The following is a 24,032-nucleotide window of genomic DNA, read 5'->3' as shown; positions in this document are numbered from 1 at the left end:
ACAGCGTCATTCCTAGAAAAATACACTCGGGCCACCGACAAATTATTTTTCGGTACCGAATAAAAATAGACGGTACACCTCATGACAAAATCATTGTAAAATAACAAATTAAGGGATACTATGAAATTTGTATTATTTTCGAAAAGGTTTCATGAGGTGAATTTGTTGGATAATCATTCAGAAAAAATTCAAAGTACTTTGAATGAAATTATCGATAAAGAATTATTAATCGATCAAGATTTCAAAAAGTTGATAATCAGTTTTGTTAAACAAGAATGCTTCAATTTTGGTGAACTTTGTCTATTACATTTTTTAGATCAAGGCGGGAGATTTGGTGAAACTATAGTAAAAGCTGCAGCTGCTATAGAATTAATCATTGTTGCCTCTAATATAATAGATGACTTACAAGATCAAGATCAACCCAATCGGTGGGGAGATCATCCAGCATTAACTTTAAATGCTGCTATTGCAATACTAACATTGGGAAACAAAACATTACGCAGTTTGGATTCGGAATTTACACATACAGCCATGAGTACTATTGATTATTATTCTTTATCATCAATTAATGGCCAGCATTTGGACTTATTAAATCAAGCCCGCGATCAACCTTCGTATTTGGAGATGATTGAATTAAAATCAGCTTCACTCTGTATGATGAGTTGTGCAGTAGGATCTATTTTGGCAACAGGGGAAGTTTCTAAGGAAATTTTACAGTACGCCAAAAACCTCGGTATTATTCAACAAATTAAAAATGATCTTCAAAGCTTAAATAATTGGAATCACTCAAATGATTTACTAAACAGGAAGTACTCTTTACCTATAATTTACCTGATGAACACCAACCACAAACTGGTATGCAACTTGAAACAGTATTATCAGGGTGATAATGTTGAATTGAATCTTTCCGAACTAAAAGATTTTATTCAATTTAGCGGAGCTTATCAATATACAATTGCGATTAAAAATGTTTATAAGCACAAAACGCTGATTCTAATCGAAAATAATGTAAAGAGTAAAGAATTGCAAAAAATTCTAATTAATTTAATGAAATGAGGTATGATTTATGTTAAAAATCATTCAATATTTTAAGGAAAACCCAACTATGTTTCAATTATTAAAGGAAGAGAAAATTTCCCTAATCGGAGTGAGCGAAGTTGAGAAAGTTTCTATTCTAGAAGCATTTGAAGAAGATGTGAAGCAGGAAAGTGCATTTTGGGGATAAATTGAAAGCGTATTATCTACTCTTACTAACCTATATTTTATCTGGAATCTACGTTTTTTCCATTGTCCTGAATACTCCTTTAATCGACATTTCCTTAAATCAGGTTAATTCAAACTATGTCATCCAAGACATGACTTACTCGAAATGGGCTCAAAAGCATGATGTAAATGAAGGGGATATTATTTTACAAATAAATGGAATACCCATTCATCAATTTACTCAAACTGAATATGACCCTTATATTCGAGCAGCAGAAACAATACTAATAAAATCCGGTGATGAGAACATTCGCGAAGTCCCTATTCATTATAAAGACTTACCTGAACAATGGATTATGCAAGTTGTCATCCCTTCTCTTTATTTTATTCTATCAATCATTACGGTTCTCTACTTGTACATAAAAAAGCAAAATATCCCTTCAATAAGTTTATTAATTGGGTTTAATCTCGCTGTTTCACTTGCTTATATAAGTAGTGGTGCATCAGCACGTATGGATATGTTAGGTGTGTTTGTAAATAGTGGCTGTCTGCTATTGAGTCTGGTCTTACTGTTACATTTTATAAAACATTATTTGCACTTCTGGAATATACCAAATAAATTATTATCAAATATAAAATATCTTTATATATTACCTATTATAGCGATTTTTATAAGATGTTGCCGATTCATTTATCCGCCATTCGCAGGCACTGATTCGTTCATTATATTAATTCTATTATCTGTACTGGTAATATATACGCTCTCTATTTTTGCAGTAATTTATGTAAAATCACGTTTGCTTCAACTTAAAAGTTTATTTATAGGGTTAATTATTCCATTCACCCCTTTTATATTATTGTTTCTATTACCTAAAATTCTTTTAGGGAAATATATCTTGTCTGCTGAAATTTGTACGGTGTTTTTTCTGCTACTACCGTTTAACGTAATATTCTTTCATTTAACTGAGAGATTGTACGATTTTAAATACCACATTACGAGAATACGGTACTATTTAATTATAGCCATGATCTTTAGTGTATGGATTGCCTCAGGGCTTTATCTATTTATCGATTTGAAAATTACCGAGGTTATTTTAACTTTTTTATTTATTACTCTTTCATTAATTATTTTATTATATATTAAGGAAAATTTTGATTTTCATGGAAGAAAAATACTGTTCTCTTCAAAAGGTAATTATATTCACCAACTGTACCAAACAATTCAAAAACTCGGAACAGTATACAGTATTAATGAACTATTGACGGTTCTTTCACAAGAAATTTCAAATCATTTAGAAATTAATAATATTTACATAGTGATCTATGATTTTAAAAATAAAGAGTTTAGTAAGAATGACAATTTGGCACACTCAATAGATGATAGGAATTTATTATTATTGCCTACTGGTACAATAGTAAAAAACAAGCAATTTTACTTAGCAACTATCCATGAAGATGGTAATTTTAAACGTTTTCTATTTATCGATCATAATAAAAATATTCGGTTAAAACCCGAAGAACTTCTTTGGATAGAACTTAGCCTAGCTTATACGAGTATATTTATTGAAAATACTAAAATTATCGAAGAACTTATTGCAGAATTAAATCTTTTAAAGCAGGAACATATTATTGAACCATCTTGGATGAAAAAACTACTTTGGTTTAAAATTGAAAATGAAAAATTTATTCTTGCACAGGATTTGCATGATACAATTTTACAAGAAAATATATCCATTGCACGGCAGTTGGATAAGTTAATTTATGATACAACACAGCGGCATGCCAAATCTGAGCAATTAGCAGATATTCATTATCAAATGCTTCATTCTATACAGCAGCTGCGATTATACTGCGAAACATTAAAGCCTCCCTTACTATTTCAAATGGGACTAAATACCGCACTGGAAAGACTTTTTGAAAAAATTCAGTCACAGGCACACTTTACTTTGGATACAACAATTGATCGTATGTATCTCGAAAATGATCAAACTATTTTGAGTATCTATCGTATCATTCAGGAACTATTAAATAATGCGATAAAACATTCTGAAGCATCACTAGTAACTATTTCAGTTTTTGAATCAGTCCAAGGGATAGAAATTATATATCAGGATAACGGTGTCGGCTGTGACATTTCGATATTAGATCAGTCCGAAACTTTAGGAGTATATGGTATTAAGGAACGAGTTCATGCCTTAAACGGTGAAGTGGTAATTAAATCAAATAAAAATAAAGGTTTTTCAATGAAACTATTTATTAAGGAAAGCGAGAATAGTAATGATTTCAATTTTAATAATAGATGATCATCCTATTGTATTAAAAGGTACTAAAACATTATTTGATGACATCCCGAACATGAATGTAGAAATTGAAAATCATCCGAAAAATGTACTTTCTACAATAGTAAACAAACAATACGATGTATATGTGATTGATATCAATATGACGGAAAAAAACGGCTTACAATTAGCTTCCGAAATCAAAATGTATCAAACCAATTCAAAAGTAATTCTATATACCGGGGAAGATATTCATCCATACTATCCCTTAATTTTAGAAAAAAAGATTGATGGTCTTGTTTCCAAAACAGCACCGTATGAGAGAATTGTTCAAACGATACGTTCAGTCATTCGAGACGAATATCTATTACCGTCCGACTTTATCGAGTACGTAAATCAGAAAATAAAAATTAAGTCCAGTAAACTCCAATTGAATTTTAAAGAAAAGCAACTCGTTACTCTGCTTCTTGCAAACTATACGAACAAAATGATTGCTGAAGAATTCAATGTAACTCAACGTACTGCCGAGCGTTATTTAACTCAGCTCTTTATAATACTTGATGTATCTTCAAGACAGGAAGCAATCAGAGTAGTTCAGGAAAAGGGGTTACTTTAAACCCGTCATTATCATCATAACCAAATTTGGCAGGTTATTTTAGTTGAAGAATATTTAAAAAATACGTATGAAACTTCCGAAGAAGCATCTCATACGTATTTTTCATTATTTATTCAATTTACTTCAATTAAAATAAAGATTGGTCTTCATCATTTCAGTAATTCAATATCATTAAATGGATAAAACCTTACATCTGTTGTTCCTATGATCTCTTTTTCCGCAACAAGGCCTATTTCAGCATTACGACTGTCATTACTGTTTCTTCGGTTATCACCGATTACAAAATAAAAGCCATCTGGAATTTTCGAGATATTTAAGGTTTCCTCTAACGAAAAATCCAATGTAAATGGAAGTGCGCCTTCTAATTGTGATTTCGATGAATTTAAATATGGCTCTTCAAATAAGATTCCATTTATAAATAATTCATCGTTTTTATAGGCAATATGATCACCCGGCATACCAATAATCCGCTTTACATATTTGGTTCCAATACTAGTATTAAACACCACAATATCAAATCTTTCAAAATCACCAATCTTTTTTACAATTAACCGATCACCATTCTCTAATGTAGGTTTCATCGATGCACCGTCAACCACAATCGGAGTCACCAGAAAAGATCGCACTAATACAATTAAAACAGTGGCTATTACAATAGGTTTTATCCAATCCATTAACTTCGCTATATTTCCACTCACAAAAATTCCCCTTTTCATTTAATTCTCACATCTACCTTTATGTATTTATTATATCATTTGTGATGATGCCATCTTGCAGTTCTATAATCCTTGAGCAATGTGCTGCTATGGTAGGATCATGCGTAATGATAATGATCGTTTTCCCTTTTCGATTTAACTCTTTTAATAATTGTATAATTTCCAATGATGTTTTCTGATCCAAAGCACCTGTTGGTTCATCCGCTAAAATTACTTTCGGATCGTTAATTAATGCCCTCGCTATTGCTACACGCTGTTTTTGTCCTCCAGAGAGCAATCCTGCTTTAACGTTTGCCTTATCCTCGATTCCTAAACTTTCTAGCAATGACAAAATCCTATTGATGCGAGTTTGTTTTATTTTTTTATCCGTAGTATACAATAACGGTAATTTAATATTTTGTAACACTGTATAGTAATCAACTAATGCAAAATCCTGCATGACAAATCCGAAAAATTTATTTCTTAATACAGCCCTCTCTTTTCCGGATTTTTGGCTTATTTGTTGTTCTAATAACTGATAATCTCCCAGGGTTGGTTGGTCCAAACACCCAATAATATTTAACAATGTCGTTTTACCTGATCCGGATGTTCCAGTTATCGCAATCATTTCCCCTTCCTTCACTTTAAAGTTTATATCCTTTAATGCATGTGTCAGCGACTCGCTTTTCCCAAAATTTTTTTTTATATTGGTTAATGTGATTAAAGTCATCGTACTCCCCACCTTAATATTGACGTTACTTCCAGACGGTATATTTTTAATACCGGAATAATACAAACAATGATCAGTAATAAAATGCTGGCTAGAATTGTTAACCAACCAGAGTGATCAAAACCTGAGAAAGTTAATGATACGATATCCCCTACTACAATGAAAGGGACTACCTGAAAAACAATTCTCATCATAATATCCTTGTTGGTCGCACCATTCAGATAGTGCACACCAAACTCATACATATTCTGTTCAATAAACTGTAAAAATGTCACTATAAAGCTAACAATCGTAAATAAAGCCACAAGGACAGCCAAAAACAATTGGGTTTGAATCCACTTTTCTTTGTCCATAATGACATATTCAATTTGCTCATTCATACTTTTATACGCAAAAGAATATGTATTCAAATCAGCGGCATAATTCACAATGTCAGCTAGTACCGACTCCGCTTCCGGAATAATATATGCTCGATTAATAACCGCATCATAATCAGTATTACTAATCAGTTTGTTTTCATTTAAAGGAATCAGCATCATATTGTTGAGGTTTATAAATTCCCGAGTTGCCATTATATCAATATAATTCATATTCTCCTTCAAAAAACCCGCCACTTTATAGGTTGTACCTGATATATCTTCAAAAGTGTCACTAATATTCAATATATCCTTATAATCATACCCTAATATGACCGGGATGATTTCACTATTGCTTGTGTAATCTTCATGATTAAAGTAGTGCCCTTCTGCTAAATCCATATCAAAGTATTTAAAAAAATATTCATTCACATAAAGGTATCTTACATTCGATGTCCTACTATCCGGATGAGCTAAAGTAGGAATTTGTTGCAAGTTGTGATCATTAAACGAAAGGTACGAAGAATATAAAGTGAATGCATTGTTTGCTGTATTGTTAAACATATATGTATACAGGCTTTGAAGATCTTCTATTCTGCTCTCATCACTTAGAAGTTGATCAATTTGTGCCTGATTGGTTACATCTATTAAAGAATAAATTTGCTCATCTTTATTTAAACGGTTTACTTCAGCTTTCATGTTTTCTAAATCCTGTAATGCCATAATTGCAAAATTTAATAATATTAAAAATAATGTTACCTGAATAAAGAGAAATATTGAGTTTATTTTTCTTCTCCAAAGATCCGAAAGAGCAAGAATAAATTGATTCATCCGATTAATATCCTTTCCTGAACTTATTTTTACCCCTGTAAACCAACAATAAGGAGATGATTTTTGTAAGTGTCCCTATAATTAAACAAAATACAAATGCTAACCCAATTCCATACCGATCGATTTCACTCACTACATACTTAAAAATGCCTATTTTTAATAGCATCATCGCTAAAATAAACCCAATTACAAAACTAAAGATTAAAATTAACCAATACTCTTTTAAAAGCCACCAATTAATTTTTCTTGTAGTTCCTCCCACGAGGTATCTTACGTATATTTCATCATTGCGAGAAAGAATCCAGTTTATTGTCACGCCTATTGTATTCATTCCTATTAAAATTAGGGTTACAATTAACAGTATTAATACTACCGCCTGATCCTTTGCAACTAAGGTGATTCTTTCTTTCATTGTTTTTTTCATAGGTATAATCGTCGCATCTACAAAAATTTCGCGATTTTCCAGGTGCTCCACTACTTTATTCATATCAGATGGGTGGATGCCATCGATATAATACATACCTAAGCCGTTTGCAGTAATATCCATGGCAGCTAGGAACACACTGTTTTGATTGATATTTTTTCTTTGTTGTTCGTATATCCCCACTACTTTATATGGGATGCTTTTATAGATAAAGTAATGGTTATTTTTATTTTCTATACTATTTTTTTCAAAAGATTTATCTAAGTAAACCGTATTCGGTATGTTTTCCGCATTTTCTTTTACTAATGGTAATTTGCTGTTATGGACATAAAATTCTTTTCCATGAGGAGTACCTGTATCCTTATACATGATAAATGGACTTATACTAATCTCCTTCAATGATTCAATTAGATCCGCTGTTTTGAAATTCGAATTTGAACTTTCATCGATTTCTTGTTCTTGAATATTTACTTGTAAACTTTCTATTCCTAAACCATCCTGAAGCTGATTTGTTTTCTCAAAAGATACTACTAATGACGAAAAAGCTAAACAACTAAACACTGCTACCGTTATATAATAAATAATGATATATAATGATTTTTTAAGTAAAATATCTAACCCCTCCAATCAAAACACGCTCATCCCTTTATTCGAGGAATGAGCGTGTGTAAAAAATACTAATTAATTAAAATTAATAATATAACCAACCATTAGAAGATTTTAAATCAGCGAACGGATTATTAACTCTTGTAATTTTCACACTGTATTCTTTGTTTGGTTTAGAAGCTGGCGCTACAGCTGTGTATGCTCGGCCTGAATCATAACTTCCTTCTACGATACGTACCCAAGCTTGTTTTACATAACTATTAGCTTTTAATCCATCTAATGAAGTACCCGATGGAACTTTAATACTCGGGTTAAACCAAGCTTCTGCAGTAACATTAATTGTACCTGTTTCAGAGAATCCCCAATGTGTTTTTACTTGAGCTGTTGTTGTTCCTACTACTAAAAGACCTAAAGTTAATGCAGCAGTGATAAGATATTTTTTCATAATTTTCATCTCCTAAAATAATTAAACTGTAATATTACTATAGTAATTCATCCTCGAGTTAACTCAATCATAGCCAACTCCCTTCCACCATTTCAACCGACTTTTTTTATGTCGGCCACGACACTCACGATATTCAAAATTTATCAGGATAATCTTAAAAGAAATTACCGATTTATGTTTGTAATATTCAAAATATTATTGCAATTATAAAAACAATATATTAAAATAACATGAATTCAATAGAAAGCTGAGGTTACATCATCATGGGAGTTTTACAGAAGATAGGTAAGTTTGCAGGAAATACATTTGCGATTTGGGTACTCGTTGCAGCTGGTTTAGCGATTTGGCTGCCTGAATATTTCACTTGGATTGGTAGTTACATCACCATATTATTAGGGATTGTCATGTTTGGTATGGGGATGACATTGAAACTAGATGATTTTAAATTGATTCTTCAACATCCGAAAGGCGTGATTATCGGGATTGTTTCCCAGTTTGTGGTTATGCCGCTATTGGCATTCGCGTTAGCAAAAATTTTCAATTTACCACCTGAAATTGCAGTTGGTGTTATTTTAGTAGGTTGTTGTCCAGGAGGTACTTCATCAAATGTTATGACTTTCCTGGCAAAAGGAAATACAGCATTATCTGTTACGATTACATCATGTACGACATTATTGGCACCGTTTGTGACACCTGCGCTAATTTATTTATTAGCAAGCGAATGGTTACCGGTTTCATTTATGGCCATGTTTATGTCGGTAATCAAAGTTGTATTAATTCCAATTGTTTTAGGAATCGTTGCTCAGTTCTTATTTAGACCAATTGTGGAGAAAAGCATCGATATACTTCCAACTGTATCCGTTATTGCGATTGTCATGATCGTTGCAGCCGTAGTAAGCGGAAGCCGGGATAAAATTTTAGAAACAGGATTAATCATTTTTGCCATTGTAATTTTACATAATGGGTTAGGGTACTTAATAGGGTTCTTAGTAGCGAAATTATTCAAATTGCAATACGATGATCAAAAAGCGATTTCGATTGAAGTTGGGATGCAAAATTCGGGATTAGGTGCCCAATTAGCTATGGCACACTTCGATCCCGTATCAGCGGTTCCGAGTGCAATCTTCAGTTTCTGGCACAATATTTCCGGACCGATTCTTGCTACGTATTGGGGTTCAAGAGCGAATAAGAAGGTCAAATAGATATTACACAAAAAGTGGTACGAAGTTGTTGATTCGTACCACTTTTTATTTCGATATATGTATGTATTAGAGAGCTTTATTCATTCAATTCTAACTTATATTGTACTAACTTAACTTCTTTACCTATATATAATTCAGTTCCTTCACGGCTTTCTTCAGTAAATCCAACCTTCTCCATCATTTTTCTGGAACAATGATTTGTTTCATTAGTTTCTCCGTAAAATGTGGTGACTCCGAATTGTTCATTCGCATAATTCAGCAATTTTTTAATCATATGAGTACCAATACCATTATTCCAAAGAGTACTATCTCCAATAGCAATACCTATTTCTGCACTATTATTTTTAAATTCTGCTAAATCGGCATAACCGATAAGTCTATTTTTATATTCAATTCCAAGACGGATCATATCTTTTTGTTGATTAGTTACACAACGTTCCCACCATTTAAATAATTCCAGATGATCTCTATTTTTTTGCCATCCATTTGCTTCACAAAAACCATCATCCCTACTCCAATCAACGACAGCATTAAAATCTTCTAATTTTAACTTTCTAAAGTAAATTTCATTTCGATTAATATCCATTATTCATCTCCATTATTTTGCCGATTACACTTCGATAGCATAATTACATCGAAAGCCTCGTTATTTTGATACATATACTTTCTTAAAATTTCTTCCTTTTCAAAACCCTGTTTCATCAATAATTGACTGGAGCCTATATTTTCCACAAAAACGATGGCACCGATTCGTGTTAACTCCATCTCCTGGAATCCATGGTCAACGATTTTAGCTACTGCTTCCGATGCATAACCATTCCGCCAAAAGTCTGGATAAATTTCATACCCTACTTCTGCACGCCGATGCGTTTTTGACCATGAGTTAAAGCCAATTGTACCGATTAAACCCGGAACGCCCTTCTTTTCAATTCCCCAGCGCATCCCTTTTTCAGATTGAAAATTAATAATAAATGCCTCGATTAACTTCTCTGCCTGCTCTATTTTTTTAAATGTGTTCAATCCGTAATATTTTGTTACCTCTTCGTTTGAAAAAATTGAATAAATATCTTCCGCATCGGAAGGAAGAATTTCTCTTAACACTAGTCGTTTAGTTTCTAATTTTGGAAACATAGTACTGCTCCTTTCGTAACACTTTAATTTTAAGCAGTTTGCATGAATTGCCCCATTAATCTGACTTTCGAATTGACAGTTCCACCAAGGTATTTTCTGACTTCCTCATTTGTATAGAGTGCTTTTATGTATATATATATTTGCAAAGGTTGTATCGTACACCTGTCTCAAGTATCTTCTTTTCTTCTACCTAAGTAATGATCTCTATATTTAAATATGAAAACCCTTGCCGTTTAAATGGCAAGGGATATTTCATTTAATCAATGTGTTCAATACAAAACCTGCCATTAATAATTTTCAATCTGATATTCATTCATTTTATGAGCTAAACGAATCGTCACTTGAGCTAATTGTGCATACGTGACTTCACTAGTTGGTTTTAGCTGATTATTTTCGGCTTCAAGTAATCCCATTGCATATGCTAACGCCACGTGACCACGTACTTTCTTATCCACTAGTGCGGCATCACTGTAATTCAATTCATATATATCGCTAAGTTGTGCAGGTTTGTTTAACTTCAGTGTACCAATTACCCATTTTGCCAGCTCTTGATTTGTAAGGGCTGTTTTAGGATTGAATGTTTTAGTAGATGCATCTAGCATCCCCATTTTTAAGGCACGTGTGACAAATGCATATATAGCATCATCTGGCGTAATATCCGTAAATGATTCATCCGCCATTTCAAACTCATCGAATCTAGAGCTGTAATACATGTAAGTCACTGATTTCAGTAAAACTTTTAACGCTTCCTCTTTCGTAATCGGAGCATCCGGGTTAAACTTGTCATTTACTTCCAAAATACCTGCATGAATTAAATAATTTAATTCTTCAGCGGCTTTTGGATGCTCGATTTTAGGCTTGTCCGAACTGGCCATTCCATAAACATCTAACCATTCTCCTGTTTTGGCATCAATGGCAGCAGACGATCCTTCTTTGAAGACTGGTTGATACGCTAAGCTATAATGCTGTTCATTACCCACTTTTGGATGATTCACATATTGCAGCTTCAGTTTCAACTCGTCTTTCAACATTTTTGTTGCTTCCTGTTCTGATATAATATCAGTTGCTGCCGGCCACTCCAATTCGCCATAATCGCTTACATACAAGCTTACTAAATCACCTGTTTTAGCATCGACATTTACGGAGATATTGTCTCCTGCTACTGTTAATCCGTTCACGATACGCGGGAACGTAAAGTAATAACTGTCATTATAACTCTCATGGAAGCCCTCATTCACCGGTATTGCATACTTATGAGCAGATGAAGGTACCCAATCTTTTATATGGGCAATCGCTTTATCCAACGCCTGTTTTTGCGATAATTTTACTTCTGTATCGTTTTCATCCTCTTCTACCTCGAGGTTACTTTTTATATCACTATAATGAATAAATTCCCCTGTTGCTTTATCAATTGTTAGTACAGTTCCTGTTCCACCATTACGATAGTTATACATATATTGAATGTTGAATACTTCTTTACCAGTTTCTGTTGTTGTTTCATCAACTGCTCCAATTTCTAGTTGAACACCTTTAATATCTGTTGCCAGCAATTTTTCTGCCATTGCTCGCGCCTGCTCCGCTGTCATGTTCGGCTGTTTTGCCGCTAATGGCGCCGAAACAATTGGTGTAAGTGATTTAGCTGATAAAGTTGAAGAGAGCCCGTCCATAGTTAACCAATCTCCTGTTTGCGCATGGACACCTGAAATAACTTGGCTATTCGGTTCATAAACAAGCTTTACTTTATGATCCCCTGTTGTGTAATCCGGAACAATTGAATATGACAACTGTGCTTTTAAAGCATCTTGCAAGCGGTCGGCAATAGATGATTCATTTTGTTTTTTTGATGGATCATCATACGTAAAATTATTTTTTGGAGGTGTTGTTCTATAAAATGATGATACTGTGCCATCCCCTAACACACGGATATTAATGGTTTGATCTGAAATGGGAATACCCGAATTTTTCTTTTCATACATAAATGAGTATTCAACAGGCTGTGTTAAAATTGAAGGTGAGTAAAAATCGTGTGCGTTTGGCACAAGCTCATACCCCTCGCCTTTATTGAACCTTTCCATAAATTTATCCGCTACTTTTTGTGCTTCTTCTTTTGAATATTTTGCCGGGAACAATATATCCTTTGTGTTTACTGGTTGATAATAGAATTGTTCTAACTCCAACGTTTCTCCAACAAAAATAAAGCTTCCATGAACATATTGGTTATCAATTCGCTTAGAGAAATAAAGTTCGTAGCTTACCGTCGTGTCTGTTGGACGTGAATAGCCCGTACCCGTTTGGAAATCTTTTTCAGTTACATTTTTGAACTCATTCGGAAATAATTCTCGGAAACGCTTCATTAAATCCTCTTTTGTTACCGTTGTATTCGTTTGTGCCACTTGAATCGGCAATGACTCCATTCGATCATTCCCTACTGTTGAAGCACTTGCAATTGGTGCTAATAAACCAACAGACAGCGCTGTTGCGGTTAACATTGCACCCGCCTTTTTAAATGTTACCACTCTTCATCCCCCTATCTCTTTTTCGTAAAACATATGTTTACACTTATATAATACGAAATGAACATACAAAAAGTTTCATATTTGTTATAATTTTACATAAATTTATAAGACGTTAAAGCCAATAAGCCAAATATCTAACCGTTTTATTAATAACATAAAAAATCAAGCCCTCCCTCTTCCCTCTTTTTAAAAATATTACCAGTTGTTATAACAGTTATCGCAAAATATTCCCAAAAGAATAAAAAACCCCTATTTTGAAAATAGGGGTTTTGAAAATTTTTATTATTCTAAGCTGCGACTCTTAATTTTTTTCGTTTTGTTGGATCAAGTCGTTTCTCCAGCCATAACAGTAGTACATCTGCCAAAATTGCCATTAATGCGGTTGGAAGTGCTCCCGCTAAAATAATAGCAGTACCACTCGTAGCATTTGTTCCGCGAATGATTATATCACCAAGACCGCCAGCTCCAATAAACGCACCAATAGCGACAATACCGATTGCCACGACAAGGGCAATGCGAATACCAGTTATAATAACAGAGAGGCTTAAAGGCAGCTCCACCATATACAGAATTTGTAGCTTGGTCATTCCCATACCGCGCCCTGCATCAGTTAAGCTACGATCAATATTCCGAATACCGACAAATGTATTTTTAACAATCGGCAAAAGAGAATAAAAGAATACGGTCACAATAACCGTCGTTTTTCCAAGACCTAAAACGAGCATAATCATTGCCATTAATGCGAGCGCTGGGATCGTTTGAATAATATTGGCGAGTGTAATGACAGGACCTGAAAACTTCGGAAATTTCGAAATCCAAATCCCTATTGGAATACCTATTATAGATGCAAACAATACACCATACACAGACAACTGAAAATGTGCGAGAAATTGTGAAAATACATAAGAACCATTTTCTCTCATATAAAAGAAAAATTGTTCAACTACCGATAGCTGTGTCATATCTGTCATGGTGTATCATCTCCTGAAAAATAATCGTGTTCCTTTAAAAATTCCTCAGCAACAACGGCCGGTTCAATTAAGTTATTGTCAGCCAGGAAATTCAGGCGCTGCATTTCTTCTGTAGAAATTTTTCCGACCAGTCGCTGAAGTACCTGTTTCACTTCCGGCTTTTTCTCCAGAAGTTCCGTGTCTGCAAATGGGGACGCATCATACGGTGGGAAAAATTGCAGATCATCTTCTAAAACGACTAAATCATAAGAAGCGATACGTCCATCGGTTGTATAGCCCAGCACGACATCTACTTCGTTTTGTGAAACAGCATTATAGACAAGTCCGATTTGCATCGGGAAAACTCGGCCGAAATCAAACCCGTAAGTTTCTACGAAGCCTTCATAACCATCACCTTCACGGTTCATCCATGATGTATCAACACCCACTTGTAAATCAGGAGCTATGTCCTTCAAATCACTGATCGTCTCTAATCCATATTTTTTGGCTGTTTCCTGTGTCACCATAAAAGCATACGTATTATTAAAACCGTATGAATCGAAAAACGTCATTTGAAACCCATCCTGAAATAATCGTTGAACCGCTGCCAAAGCTTTTTGCGGATCGCTTATCGGATCTTGGTTTAGCGTCCCTGTTAAATCCGTCCCGGTATAGCGCACAGCTGAAAGATTTACATCGCCATTCAGCATCGCCTGATGAAGTACAACGGATGACCCTAAATTATTTATTAGTTCCACATCTTCATCGGTGTAATATTCAAGCATTCCTTTCACAATATAAGCGATAATCTGACTCTCGGTTGTTACAGCTGAACCAATACGGATTTTATCATTCGCTTCATTGCCACAAGCGCTTAATAAAGTTGCGACCAGTAAAATTACTACCAATTTTTTCATGATGTTCGACCTCCTTGCATACGAAGCCCTTTTGGAATCATGAAGCGTTCAAAACGGCTTAACAGAAAGTCCACGAGCAGGGCTAAGGCAGTTACTAATAATGCCCCTCCTACAATGAGCTCTGTTTTATATAAATTTAGTCCATTAAAAATAAAATCTCCTAATCCGCCAGCACCAATATATGATGCCAATGTTGCCCATGAAATAACATATACTGCAGATAATCGGATGCCCGACATAATAATTGGCATGGCAAGCGGTAATTCAACCATTCGCATCGATTGCAACGGGGTCATGCCCATTGCTGTACCTGCCGCTTTAATATTTTGATTAACAGATTGCATCCCAATAAACGTATTGTTCAATATTGGCAGTAAAGAATAGATGCATAACGCAAAAATTGCCGGTACTTTGCCGACACCTAAAAAAGGAATCATAATCGCTAACAGAGCAAGGGACGGTACTGTTTGCAGGACACTTGTAACTGTAAGAACGATTTTTGCGACTGTCTTCGTTTTCGACAACAATATGCCTAAAGGAACGGCAATGATCACTCCTAATAATAGAGCGCTAAAAGATATGTAGAAGTGCTCCCATGTTTTAAGTAAAATATCGGCACTATTTTCCGTGAAAAAGCTCATCATACATCCATCAGCTCCTGTTCCTCTTCTCCCCAAATCGTATCGTAAACAATATCTACGATGTTCGCTCGAGTAATGAGGCCCATGAGATGTTGCTGATCATCAACAACCGGAATATTGTTCAAATTAAGATTTAAAATACGACGAACCGTATCCTGAAGTTTGGAACCCGTCTTCATGAAAATGACATCCTGATTATAAACTTCTGAAACACTTTTTTTCGTGCGCGCATTCCCTGTTAAACTTTCGACTGTTAAAAAACCGAGTAATCGATTTTGTCCATCTGTAACAAACAACGTATCCACTCGTGATTTAACCATTAAGCGGATTGCCTCATCCAAGCTGCGTTCAACGGTAATTGATACTGGTTTAATCATTACTTCGTCCACCGTTTTTATATTTGGTCTTTGCTGGATTAAACGATGGGAACCGATGAATTCTTTTACAAAGTCATTTGCGGGACTCGCTAAAATATTGTCAGGGGTATCAAACTGCACAAGTTTCCCTTCATGCATGATAGCGATGCGATCAGCAAGCTTAATCGCCTCATCCATATCATGCGTAACAAAAATAATCGTTTTATCAAGCGTCTTTTGAAGCTCTTTAATTAAATCCTGTAATGTATCGCGGGTAATCGGATCAAGTGCACCGAACGGCTCGTCCATTAGGATAATGTCCTGCTCAGCTGCAAGAGCACGAATTACACCGATACGCTGCTGCTGCCCGCCCGAAAGCTGGGATGGATAATAGTCTAAATACGCTCCCGGTAAATTGACTAACGATAAAAGGTATTTGGCCGTTTCATCGCGTTTTTCTTTCGACCATTGAAGTAGCCGCGGGACAAGCGTAATATTTTCACGGATTGTCATATGCGGCATTAAACCAATTTGTTGAATGACATAGCCGATACTTCTCCTAAGAGTGACTGGATTCAGCTTCGTGATTTCTTTTCCGTTTATTGAAATCATTCCGCTTGTAGGCTCTACCATGCGATTAAGCATACGAAGGGCTGTCGTTTTACCACTCCCGCTTGTACCAATAAATGCTATAAACTCTCCTTTTTTAATATCAAGTGTTAAGTTATCAACGGCCACTTTCCCGCCACGGTATACCTTCCGTAAGTTTTCGATATGTAACATACAGCTCATTCCTTCTTCTTATGTATTGTTGTATTTCTCAGTTTATTTGAGGAATACTTCCATTCCTTACCCTTTATTTCAAAAAACGTAACAAGAATGACATTAATTTTTCAATATTGCATTATTATTTATTTAATTGTAATAATGGGACTGTTTATTAATTGAAAATAATTTGCTTGAAAACATTAAAAGCATTATGAAAAAACAGATATTATATAAATTAATTGCATTTAAAATAAGTATTTAAATTCTTTTATCCAATGGGTAAAAGAATTATTTTCGAAATTGTTTGACAATGAAGCTAACATTATTTATTATGTATATAAGTTTACTAGGTATTGAAGCTGACTAGATAACTAGAGGCACATAATGGGGTATTTATACGCCAATTATGTGCCTCTTTTTTATTGACAAGGAGGAAAATATTGATGGAACATGCGTTAACTATTCAATCGTTAAACAAAATTTTCTCAACGCAAACCGAAGAAGTAATTGCATTAAAAGATGTGAATCTGCAAATTGAGCAAGGTGAATTCATAACAGTTATTGGACCAAGCGGATGTGGCAAAAGTACCTTGCTTAAAATAATCGCAGGTCTAGATACGACTTATGAAGGCATTGTTGAACTGGACAGACAGCCTATTAAAGGACCCAGTCTGGAGAAAGGATTTATTTTTCAGGAACCGCGCCTATTTCCATGGCTAACGGTCGAGAAAAATATCGCCGGTGATCAGTCCCTTAAAAATCCTTCTGTTCGTAAAAAGGTAGATGAACTGATCCAGCTTGTGAAACTAGAAGGATTTGAAACTGCCTATCCGAAACAGCTTTCAGGCGGCATGGCACAGCGTGTGTCCATTGCACGTGCACTGTTAAGAAATCCAAAGGTGTTGCTGTTGGATGAACCGTTTGGTGCGCTTGATGCTTTCACACGTTCGCATATGCAGGAAGTATTGCTCGATATTTGGACGAAAAACAAAACAACGATGATTTTTGTAACACATGATTTGGATGAAGCTGTTTTCCTTGGACAACGGGTTGTCATTATGAATCCGCGACCGGGACATATTAAAGCGGTGTTGCCTATTGAACTTACATTCCCGAGAAAACGGTCTTCGCTGTCTTTCCAGGAAATGCGTCGCAAAGTACTGAATGAATTTGAAAGAGTTGAAGATGAGTCCTACACAGTTGGTGCAGGTATATAAAAGGAGCGAAATTATATGAGAAAACAGTTATACACATTTTTATTATTAGCTTTAACTTTCCTGTTGGCAGCGTGTGCAAGTGAAGAAACAAAATCCTCCAAAGCATCCTCAAATAGTAATGATCTAGTCGTTCGAATCGGGATCCAAGGGAGTGGCGGCTTGTTCGGTAAAGCTAAGGAAGATCGATTATTTGAAGAGGCTTTTGAATCACATGGGGCAAAGGTGGAATGGGTGGAATTCCAAAGCGGCCCTCCGATGACTGAAGCAATTGCCTCGAACAAATTGGATATTGCAGGACTTGGCAACATGCCTGTTATTACAGCACAAGCTGCCAATATCCCTTTTAAGATTATTTCTCAAACATTGGAAGGCAAGAAAAACGTAGGTGTTATTGTCCAGTCATCCAGCGGCATTACTACTTTGGAAGAGCTGAAAGGAAAAAAAATAGCTGTCGGTAAAGGAACAAATGCCTATGATTTTATTTTGCGAAGCTTTGATAAATTAAACATCAATCCAGATGAAGTGGAACTGATTAACTTAAATCCCGATGAAGCACAGGCTGCCTTCGATTCAGGGGGTGTCGATGCCTGGGCGATTTGGGAGCCTTACTTAACAATTAATACGCTGTCTGAAAAAGGAACAATTATTGCAGACGGAGAATCAGTCGGTCTTCTCTCCCCTTCATATACGATTGCACGGTCAAAATTTACTGAAGAACACCCCGAACTTGTTGTAACGTATTTAAAAACATTAAATGAGCTTTTGGCATGGGAAACTGCAAACGAAACCGAAGCCGTGGAGCGTTATGCGAAAGAACGTAATCTACCAGTTGCGTTAATGGAGCAAACAAGACAACGCTCAAAAAGCATAAATATTTTAGTAGAGGATGCAATTATTCAGGAACACCAAAAAACGGCAGATTTTCAATATAAACAGGGGACAATTCGTCAAAAAATCGATGTTTCCGAAGTATTCGACAATCGCTTTTATAAGGAAGCCGTTAAATAATTTTTGAGGAGGCGTTATCATGGTCACACTTAATAAAACTCTACCCAAAGACAGGAAAAAGATCGCATTTTCAGCAAAGAGCAGGCAGCTACTACTGGGTGCGCTCCTTCCTGTAAGTTTACTGTTTCTTTGGGAATGGGCTGGCCGAAGTGGATATTTAAATCCGCTTCTACTCCCTGCCCCTTCAGCTATTTGGAATGAATTCATTTTTTTACTGCAGCAACAGCATTTGCTCGGACATTTGCAAGTATCGGTTTTACGTGCACTGGCCGGTCTGGCTATTGGCGGGTCTCTTGGTTTGGTGCTGGGCCTGATTATTGGATTTTCCTATAAAAGCCAACGTGCATTTGACCCAACAATTCAAATGATTCGCATGCTTCCCCATCTAGCAATTGCCCCACTATTCATCTTATGGTTCGGGTTTGGGGAAACATCGAAACTATTGTTAATTGCAAAAGGCGCTTTTTTCCCTCTGTATATTAATACATTTTTAGGAATTCGTTCAGCAGACAGTAAGTTATTCGAAGTAGCACGAGTTTTGCAGTTTAATAAAATGCAGCTTGTTTTAAAACTAATTATCCCGTCCGCGCTTCCCCATATTTTACTAGGACTACGCCTGTCTGTTGGGGTTTCATGGCTAGGGTTGGTAGTCGCTGAAATGATGGGCTCAACAGAGGGAATTGGATTCTTAATAAATGATGCGCGTTCTATGTCCATTATAACGACAGTATTTGTAGGAATTATCATCTTTGCATTACTCGGAAAGTTATCGGATTTTCTTGTGCTCACAGTGGAGAAAAAATTATTAAACTGGCAGAGCACTTTTAAAGGAGGGAAATAAATGACGCTAGTTTCAAAGGAAACGCTGGAAGTAAAACGTAGATGGCCATTGCAGAAAGTTCAGCACATCATTTATCCGCTTTATTTTCCTGTTTCAATCTTAGTGCTTTGGCAATTGGCAGGTACATTTGGTCTCGTAGAAGAACATATTTTACCGACACCACTTAAAATTGCATCGACATTTTGGATTTTATTGGCCAATGGGGAATTGCCTGTTCATTTTCTTGCTAGTGGGCAGCGTGTAATTTTCGGCTTTCTGTTAGGTGCCCTTACCGCGATCATTTTAGGTATTGCGACCGGCTTCAGTAAAATTGCACAGCAATTGATAGACCCGTCCCTTCAAATGTTACGGACTGTGCCGCTATTATCGCTCATACCCCTTTTTATCCTATGGTTTGGTGTTGGTGAGTTTGGCAAAGTGCTGATGATCGCACTTGGCGCATTTTTCCCGGTTTACGTCAATATTTTTCTTGGCATTCGTCTTGTTGACCAAAAACTCTATGAAGTGACCGGTATTTTACAATATTCTTTTAAGGAAAAATTAACAAAGCTTATTTTTCCTTCAGCAATGCCCAACCTTTTACTTGGTCTTCGTCTGGCAATGGGGACGTCTTGGCTTGTGCTCGTTGTCAGCGAAATGATGGGCGCAAGTGCTGGAATTGGCTATATGATTCAGGATGCCCGTGCTTATTCGCAAACAGATATTGTGTTTGTCGGGCTCATTTTATTTATTATTCTTGGCAAATTCACGGATTCGCTCGTCGGTTTAATTGAAAAACGCGCCTTAAAATGGCGTGACACATACAAAGGTTAAGGGGGAATTTTAATATGAGTAAAAGAGAAGGAAAATTAAGTTTAGGTGCATTTATTTATTACAGTGGTCATCATAGTGAAAGTTGGCGGCATCCATCCGGATCAGGCCACAACCCTTTTGATATCGATTACTTCATAGAAGTCGCAAAAACTGCCGAACGCGGTAAATTCGATATGATGTTTCTGGCGGATTACCTACACGTTTCAGGTGCTGAGCAGACGGCATCCGGTATGCTTGATCCTGTTACCCTATTATCAGCAATAGCCGTTCATACAAAAAAATTAGGACTAACAGCAACTAGTTCTACAACATACAACGAACCGTTTCATTTAGCAAGACGCTTTGCAACACTAGACCATATTAGTCACGGGCGGGCTGCATGGAATATTGTAACATCACAGCATGACACCGAAGCACAGAATTTTGGTAAAGAAAAGCATCCTGAGCACGGGCTACGCTACAAGATGGCTGAAGAATATGTAGATCTGGCACGTAATCTATGGGATAGCTGGGATGACAATGCACTCATTAATGACAAGGAAAATCGTAAATTTATAAAGCCAGGTTCCGTAAAGGAAATTAATTATAAAGGCGAATGGTATGCATCGCGTGGTCCTTTAAATGTACCCCGTCCACCGCAAGGCTATCCGGTACTCGTTGTAGCAGGCGGTTCGGAAGCCGGTATTGCCTTCGCGGCAAAAACCGGTGAAGTGGTCTTTACTGCAAGTCAATCACTGGAAAATTCAAAAGCATTTTATAAGAAGCTCCAGGCGAAATTGGCTGAAGAAAACCGTGATCCACGCAGCATCAAGATTATGCCTGGTATTTCACCAATTATTGCCGAAACAGAAGAAGCTGCTTGGGCAAAATATGAAGAGCTCAATCAATTAATTTCGGATGATGAAGCTTTGAAAACCGTTTCCGCTTTTTTAGGTATTGATTTATCCGACTATCCGGCAACTGGTCCCCTACCTGAGCTGCCGGACTTAGCTGCACAATCAAATGCGATGAAGAGCCGCATCCAGTTATTTATAGACTCCGCACGTGAAGCGAATCTTTCCATTGCCCAACTTGGCCGCAAGATGCACGGAGCGCGGGGCCATCTGGAATTTGTCGGCACTCCTGCACAGCTGGCAGATTTACTGGAGCTTTGGTTTAATGAATATGCTTGCGATGGGTTTAATATTATGCCACCTGTTCTTCCGGATCACTTAACCACTTTTGTGGATTTAGTAATTCCCGAGCTGCAAAAACGCGGTCTTTTCCGCAAAGAGTACGAAGGTGATACGCTGCGCGAGCATCTAGGTTTGGTCCGGCCGGAGAGAAACCATTTTAAAAAGAATAAGGAACAGGTGAGTTTACAGATTTAATGATAGCTATAAATTTTCAAAAAAACTCTCCCTATTCTCATGATTAATTTCTATAAAAATTTTCTCAGCAATCTCCTGTGAGTTCATTCTCTCCGGGGGATTTTTATTAAACTCAGAATCTTAGGGGAATAAATATTGGCGTAGTCATTAAGTTTATATTTCAGGAAAAACCTACTTTACGTTTGAAATTAAGCAAAGGAAATTGAGGCAATCATTGTAGGGACAATGGAAACGTGCAGATATTGCCCGCGCAATAATTTTCTAAATTTTCAGTTACTTGTGGATAACTTGAATATTAGTTGATTCTTTTCGGGGGTATCAGGTACCGCTTTTCTAATAAACTCTTAAATCTTCTAATATATTTTTATATGTTCTAATAAAATCCCGAAGTTCTAATATATTTCATGTTTCTTCTAATAGGAGGGGCAACTTTTCAAATATCCCACTTAGATTTTCAAATAACCAATACACTTCTTCTAATAAACTCTCCAACTTTTCTAATAAAATCCTAACGTTTCTCCAAAGCACAAAAAAAGCTGCCCAAGTCACTGATACTTGGACAGCTTCACGATTATAACGGCATTCCCATAATCGCTTTTGGCTCGAGAAATTCTTCGATTCCATAATCGCCCCATTCACGGCCAATACCAGAATGTTTGAATCCGCCAAATGGTGCCGATCGATCCGTTTCACTATTATTAATACGGATTTGTCCCGCTCGGATTGATAAAGCGACCTTCTTCAGTTCTTCTTTATCATTTCCGAATACATAACCGGCAAGACCATAAATCGTATCGTTGGCAATATCAATTGCTTCGTCTAAATCTTTATAAGTGATAACCGACATAACCGGACCAAAAATTTCCTCTTGTGCAATTGTCATATCATTTTTCACATTTGTGAAAACGGTTATTTGGGAGAAGAATCCTTTATCAATTCCATCGGGTCTGCCAGGGCCGCCGATTACAATTTTTGCGCCTTCTTCTTCCCCTTTTTTAATATAGGACTGAACTGTTTCCCATTGGTCTTTTGAAACTTGCGGACCCATAAATGTGTTTTTGTCCTGCGGATCGCCAACTGGGAATTCTGTTACTAATTCTTTCATTGCCTCTATGAACTTATCATGCATTTCTTCCGGTACAATCATGCGTGTAGCAGCAGAACATACTTGCCCAGTATTCATAGCAATTTGAGCCAATGCCGTTTTTGCTGCTTCTTTTACATCCGCATCTTCTAAAATAACGAAAGGCGATTTGCCTCCAAGTTCCAAGGAGATATTTTTAATACCTTCTGCAGCATTTTTCATTAAACCGCTGCCTACTTCTCCAGATCCTGTAAACGATACAATATCGACATCCGGATGAGAACTGATTGCCTCACCAACTGTTGAACCCGAACCATTGACAAGATTAAATACGCCTTTTGGAACACCGGCTTTATCCAAAATTTCCGCCAGAATTACTGCTGCAAATGGTGTTTGGGAAGCAGGTTTCACAACCATCGTACAACCTGCTGCCAATGCACTGGCAAGCTTAGTGGAAATCTGATTTGTAGGGAAATTCCACGGTGTGATCAGACCTGCTACACCAATCGGTTCTTTTTGAATATAGGATTTCTCTCGTTCTTCCGTAAACTTAAAGGTTTTTAACTGTTCTGCCGCCTGTTTAAAGTGTGAAAGCCCCATCTTATAGTGGATTTCCTCCGACTTTGTAATAGGCGCACCTAGTTCAGCGGTCATTATATTTACTAAATCGTCTTTACGTTTTTCATATTCCTCAGCAATTGCCTCTAAAAGCTTTATACGGTCGTCCACTGACATTTTAGAAAATGCCGGGAACGCCTCCTTTGCTGCCTGGACCGCTCGATTCACATCTTCTTCAGTTCCGCTGCTAATCTTACCAACTACTTCTTCTGTCGCCGGATTAATAACTTCAATAGTATCTGTTCCAGTAGAATTAACCCATTCCCCATTGATGTACTGTTTTGTATGATTTAGCATAATCAAACTCCTTTATAAATCGACTTATAAAAAATATTCCCTTTGTGCTTGTCTGTAAACATTTGAAATTCACCTTAGAACACAAAAAAATTCGAAGCCTGTAATAGCACTTCGAATT

General features: G+C 36.3%; 23 protein-coding genes. 10 read left to right on the top strand and 13 right to left on the bottom strand.

Features of this window, described 5'->3' with window-relative positions; all coding sequences use genetic code 11:
• Positions 1 to 165: 165 nt before the first annotated feature.
• From MKY07_RS07615 to MKY07_RS07600, 4 genes are read left to right on the top strand one after another with little or no spacing between them, the layout of a single operon-like run.
• Positions 166 to 1,056 (top strand): polyprenyl synthetase family protein, encoded by an 891-nt coding sequence (locus MKY07_RS07615; RefSeq protein ID WP_039967073.1) that lies wholly within the window; start codon positions 166 to 168, stop codon positions 1,054 to 1,056.
• Positions 1,057 to 1,066: 10 nt separating this feature from the next.
• Positions 1,067 to 1,225, top strand: a complete 159-nt coding sequence (gene comX, locus MKY07_RS07610; protein ID WP_008406546.1) for a competence pheromone ComX — start codon at positions 1,067 to 1,069, stop codon at positions 1,223 to 1,225.
• Position 1,226: 1 nt separating this feature from the next.
• Positions 1,227 to 3,506, top strand: a complete 2,280-nt coding sequence (locus tag MKY07_RS07605; protein ID WP_339264283.1) for an ATP-binding protein — start codon at positions 1,227 to 1,229, stop codon at positions 3,504 to 3,506.
• Positions 3,481 to 4,098, top strand: coding sequence for a response regulator transcription factor (locus tag MKY07_RS07600; RefSeq protein WP_339264281.1), 618 nt, complete (start codon positions 3,481 to 3,483; stop codon positions 4,096 to 4,098). The genes MKY07_RS07605 and MKY07_RS07600 overlap by 26 nt, the downstream gene beginning before the upstream one ends.
• Positions 4,099 to 4,247: 149 nt before the next feature.
• Here the strand turns inward: MKY07_RS07600 and lepB are convergent, their stop codons facing one another.
• From lepB to MKY07_RS07575, 5 genes are all read right to left on the bottom strand, one after another.
• Positions 4,248 to 4,814 (bottom strand): signal peptidase I, encoded by a 567-nt coding sequence (lepB, locus tag MKY07_RS07595; protein WP_339264280.1) that lies wholly within the window; start codon positions 4,812 to 4,814, stop codon positions 4,248 to 4,250.
• Positions 4,815 to 4,833: 19 nt separating this feature from the next.
• The gene (locus MKY07_RS07590; protein ID WP_339264279.1) at positions 4,834 to 5,523 is read right to left on the bottom strand and encodes an ABC transporter ATP-binding protein; all 690 of its coding nucleotides are present in this window, start codon (positions 5,521 to 5,523) and stop codon (positions 4,834 to 4,836) included.
• On the bottom strand, positions 5,520 to 6,710 hold the full coding sequence (locus MKY07_RS07585; protein WP_339264278.1) for an FtsX-like permease family protein: 1,191 nt from the start codon (positions 6,708 to 6,710) through the stop codon (positions 5,520 to 5,522). Before MKY07_RS07585 ends, MKY07_RS07590 begins: the two co-directional genes overlap by 4 nt.
• Before the next feature lie 4 nt (positions 6,711 to 6,714).
• The gene (locus MKY07_RS07580; RefSeq protein ID WP_339264277.1) at positions 6,715 to 7,761 is read right to left on the bottom strand and encodes an FtsX-like permease family protein; all 1,047 of its coding nucleotides are present in this window, start codon (positions 7,759 to 7,761) and stop codon (positions 6,715 to 6,717) included.
• Between the two features lie 64 nt (positions 7,762 to 7,825).
• Complete coding sequence (locus MKY07_RS07575; RefSeq protein WP_065217106.1) at positions 7,826 to 8,185, bottom strand: hypothetical protein; 360 nt, start codon at positions 8,183 to 8,185, stop codon at positions 7,826 to 7,828.
• 263 nt (positions 8,186 to 8,448) lie between these two features.
• Between MKY07_RS07575 and MKY07_RS07570 the strand changes: the two genes are divergently transcribed.
• Positions 8,449 to 9,387 carry a bile acid:sodium symporter family protein gene (locus tag MKY07_RS07570; RefSeq protein ID WP_008406533.1) on the top strand — a complete coding sequence of 313 codons (939 nt, stop codon included), beginning with the start codon at positions 8,449 to 8,451 and terminating at the stop codon, positions 9,385 to 9,387.
• 76 nt (positions 9,388 to 9,463) lie between these two features.
• Here the strand turns inward: MKY07_RS07570 and MKY07_RS07565 are convergent, their stop codons facing one another.
• From MKY07_RS07565 to MKY07_RS07535, 7 genes are all read right to left on the bottom strand, one after another.
• Positions 9,464 to 9,973 (bottom strand): GNAT family N-acetyltransferase, encoded by a 510-nt coding sequence (locus MKY07_RS07565; protein ID WP_065217107.1) that lies wholly within the window; start codon positions 9,971 to 9,973, stop codon positions 9,464 to 9,466.
• Positions 9,973 to 10,518: a GNAT family N-acetyltransferase gene (locus MKY07_RS07560; protein WP_339264276.1), complete on the bottom strand. Its 546-nt coding sequence runs from the start codon at positions 10,516 to 10,518 to the stop codon at positions 9,973 to 9,975. Before MKY07_RS07560 ends, MKY07_RS07565 begins: the two co-directional genes overlap by 1 nt.
• A 287-nt stretch (positions 10,519 to 10,805) precedes the next feature.
• On the bottom strand, positions 10,806 to 13,034 hold the full coding sequence (locus MKY07_RS07555; protein WP_065217109.1) for an S-layer homology domain-containing protein: 2,229 nt from the start codon (positions 13,032 to 13,034) through the stop codon (positions 10,806 to 10,808).
• 287 nt (positions 13,035 to 13,321) lie between these two features.
• The gene (locus tag MKY07_RS07550; protein WP_065217110.1) at positions 13,322 to 14,005 is read right to left on the bottom strand and encodes an ABC transporter permease; all 684 of its coding nucleotides are present in this window, start codon (positions 14,003 to 14,005) and stop codon (positions 13,322 to 13,324) included.
• Positions 14,002 to 14,901 carry an osmoprotectant ABC transporter substrate-binding protein gene (locus MKY07_RS07545; protein ID WP_339264275.1) on the bottom strand — a complete coding sequence of 300 codons (900 nt, stop codon included), beginning with the start codon at positions 14,899 to 14,901 and terminating at the stop codon, positions 14,002 to 14,004. Before MKY07_RS07545 ends, MKY07_RS07550 begins: the two co-directional genes overlap by 4 nt.
• The gene (locus MKY07_RS07540) at positions 14,898 to 15,545 is read right to left on the bottom strand and encodes an ABC transporter permease (RefSeq protein WP_065217112.1); all 648 of its coding nucleotides are present in this window, start codon (positions 15,543 to 15,545) and stop codon (positions 14,898 to 14,900) included. The genes MKY07_RS07545 and MKY07_RS07540 overlap by 4 nt, the downstream gene beginning before the upstream one ends.
• Entirely contained in the window at positions 15,542 to 16,681 is a 1,140-nt protein-coding gene (locus MKY07_RS07535; protein ID WP_339264274.1) for a betaine/proline/choline family ABC transporter ATP-binding protein, read from the bottom strand. Before MKY07_RS07535 ends, MKY07_RS07540 begins: the two co-directional genes overlap by 4 nt.
• Before the next feature lie 428 nt (positions 16,682 to 17,109).
• On the opposite strand from MKY07_RS07535, the gene MKY07_RS07530 reads away from it, so the two are divergent.
• From MKY07_RS07530 to MKY07_RS07510, 5 genes are read left to right on the top strand one after another with little or no spacing between them, the layout of a single operon-like run.
• Positions 17,110 to 17,883 (top strand): ABC transporter ATP-binding protein, encoded by a 774-nt coding sequence (locus MKY07_RS07530; RefSeq protein ID WP_087617680.1) that lies wholly within the window; start codon positions 17,110 to 17,112, stop codon positions 17,881 to 17,883.
• 15 nt (positions 17,884 to 17,898) lie between these two features.
• The gene (locus tag MKY07_RS07525) at positions 17,899 to 18,891 is read left to right on the top strand and encodes an aliphatic sulfonate ABC transporter substrate-binding protein (protein WP_065217114.1); all 993 of its coding nucleotides are present in this window, start codon (positions 17,899 to 17,901) and stop codon (positions 18,889 to 18,891) included.
• Between the two features lie 19 nt (positions 18,892 to 18,910).
• The gene (locus MKY07_RS07520; protein WP_008406522.1) at positions 18,911 to 19,732 is read left to right on the top strand and encodes an ABC transporter permease; all 822 of its coding nucleotides are present in this window, start codon (positions 18,911 to 18,913) and stop codon (positions 19,730 to 19,732) included.
• Entirely contained in the window at positions 19,733 to 20,545 is an 813-nt protein-coding gene (locus MKY07_RS07515; protein WP_339264272.1) for an ABC transporter permease, read from the top strand.
• Between the two features lie 14 nt (positions 20,546 to 20,559).
• On the top strand, positions 20,560 to 21,915 hold the full coding sequence (locus MKY07_RS07510; protein WP_065217115.1) for an LLM class flavin-dependent oxidoreductase: 1,356 nt from the start codon (positions 20,560 to 20,562) through the stop codon (positions 21,913 to 21,915).
• Between the two features lie 571 nt (positions 21,916 to 22,486).
• Here the strand turns inward: MKY07_RS07510 and MKY07_RS07505 are convergent.
• Complete coding sequence (locus MKY07_RS07505) at positions 22,487 to 23,914, bottom strand: aldehyde dehydrogenase family protein (RefSeq protein ID WP_339264271.1); 1,428 nt, start codon at positions 23,912 to 23,914, stop codon at positions 22,487 to 22,489.
• Between the last annotated feature and the right edge of the window lie 118 nt (positions 23,915 to 24,032).

Source organism: Solibacillus sp. FSL W7-1472 (genome assembly GCF_037969775.1).
Taxonomy (GTDB): Bacteria; Bacillota; Bacilli; order Bacillales_A; family Planococcaceae; genus Solibacillus; species Solibacillus silvestris.
Note: the sequence above shows the minus strand (reverse complement) of the source record. Positions and strands in the feature narration are given on the sequence as shown.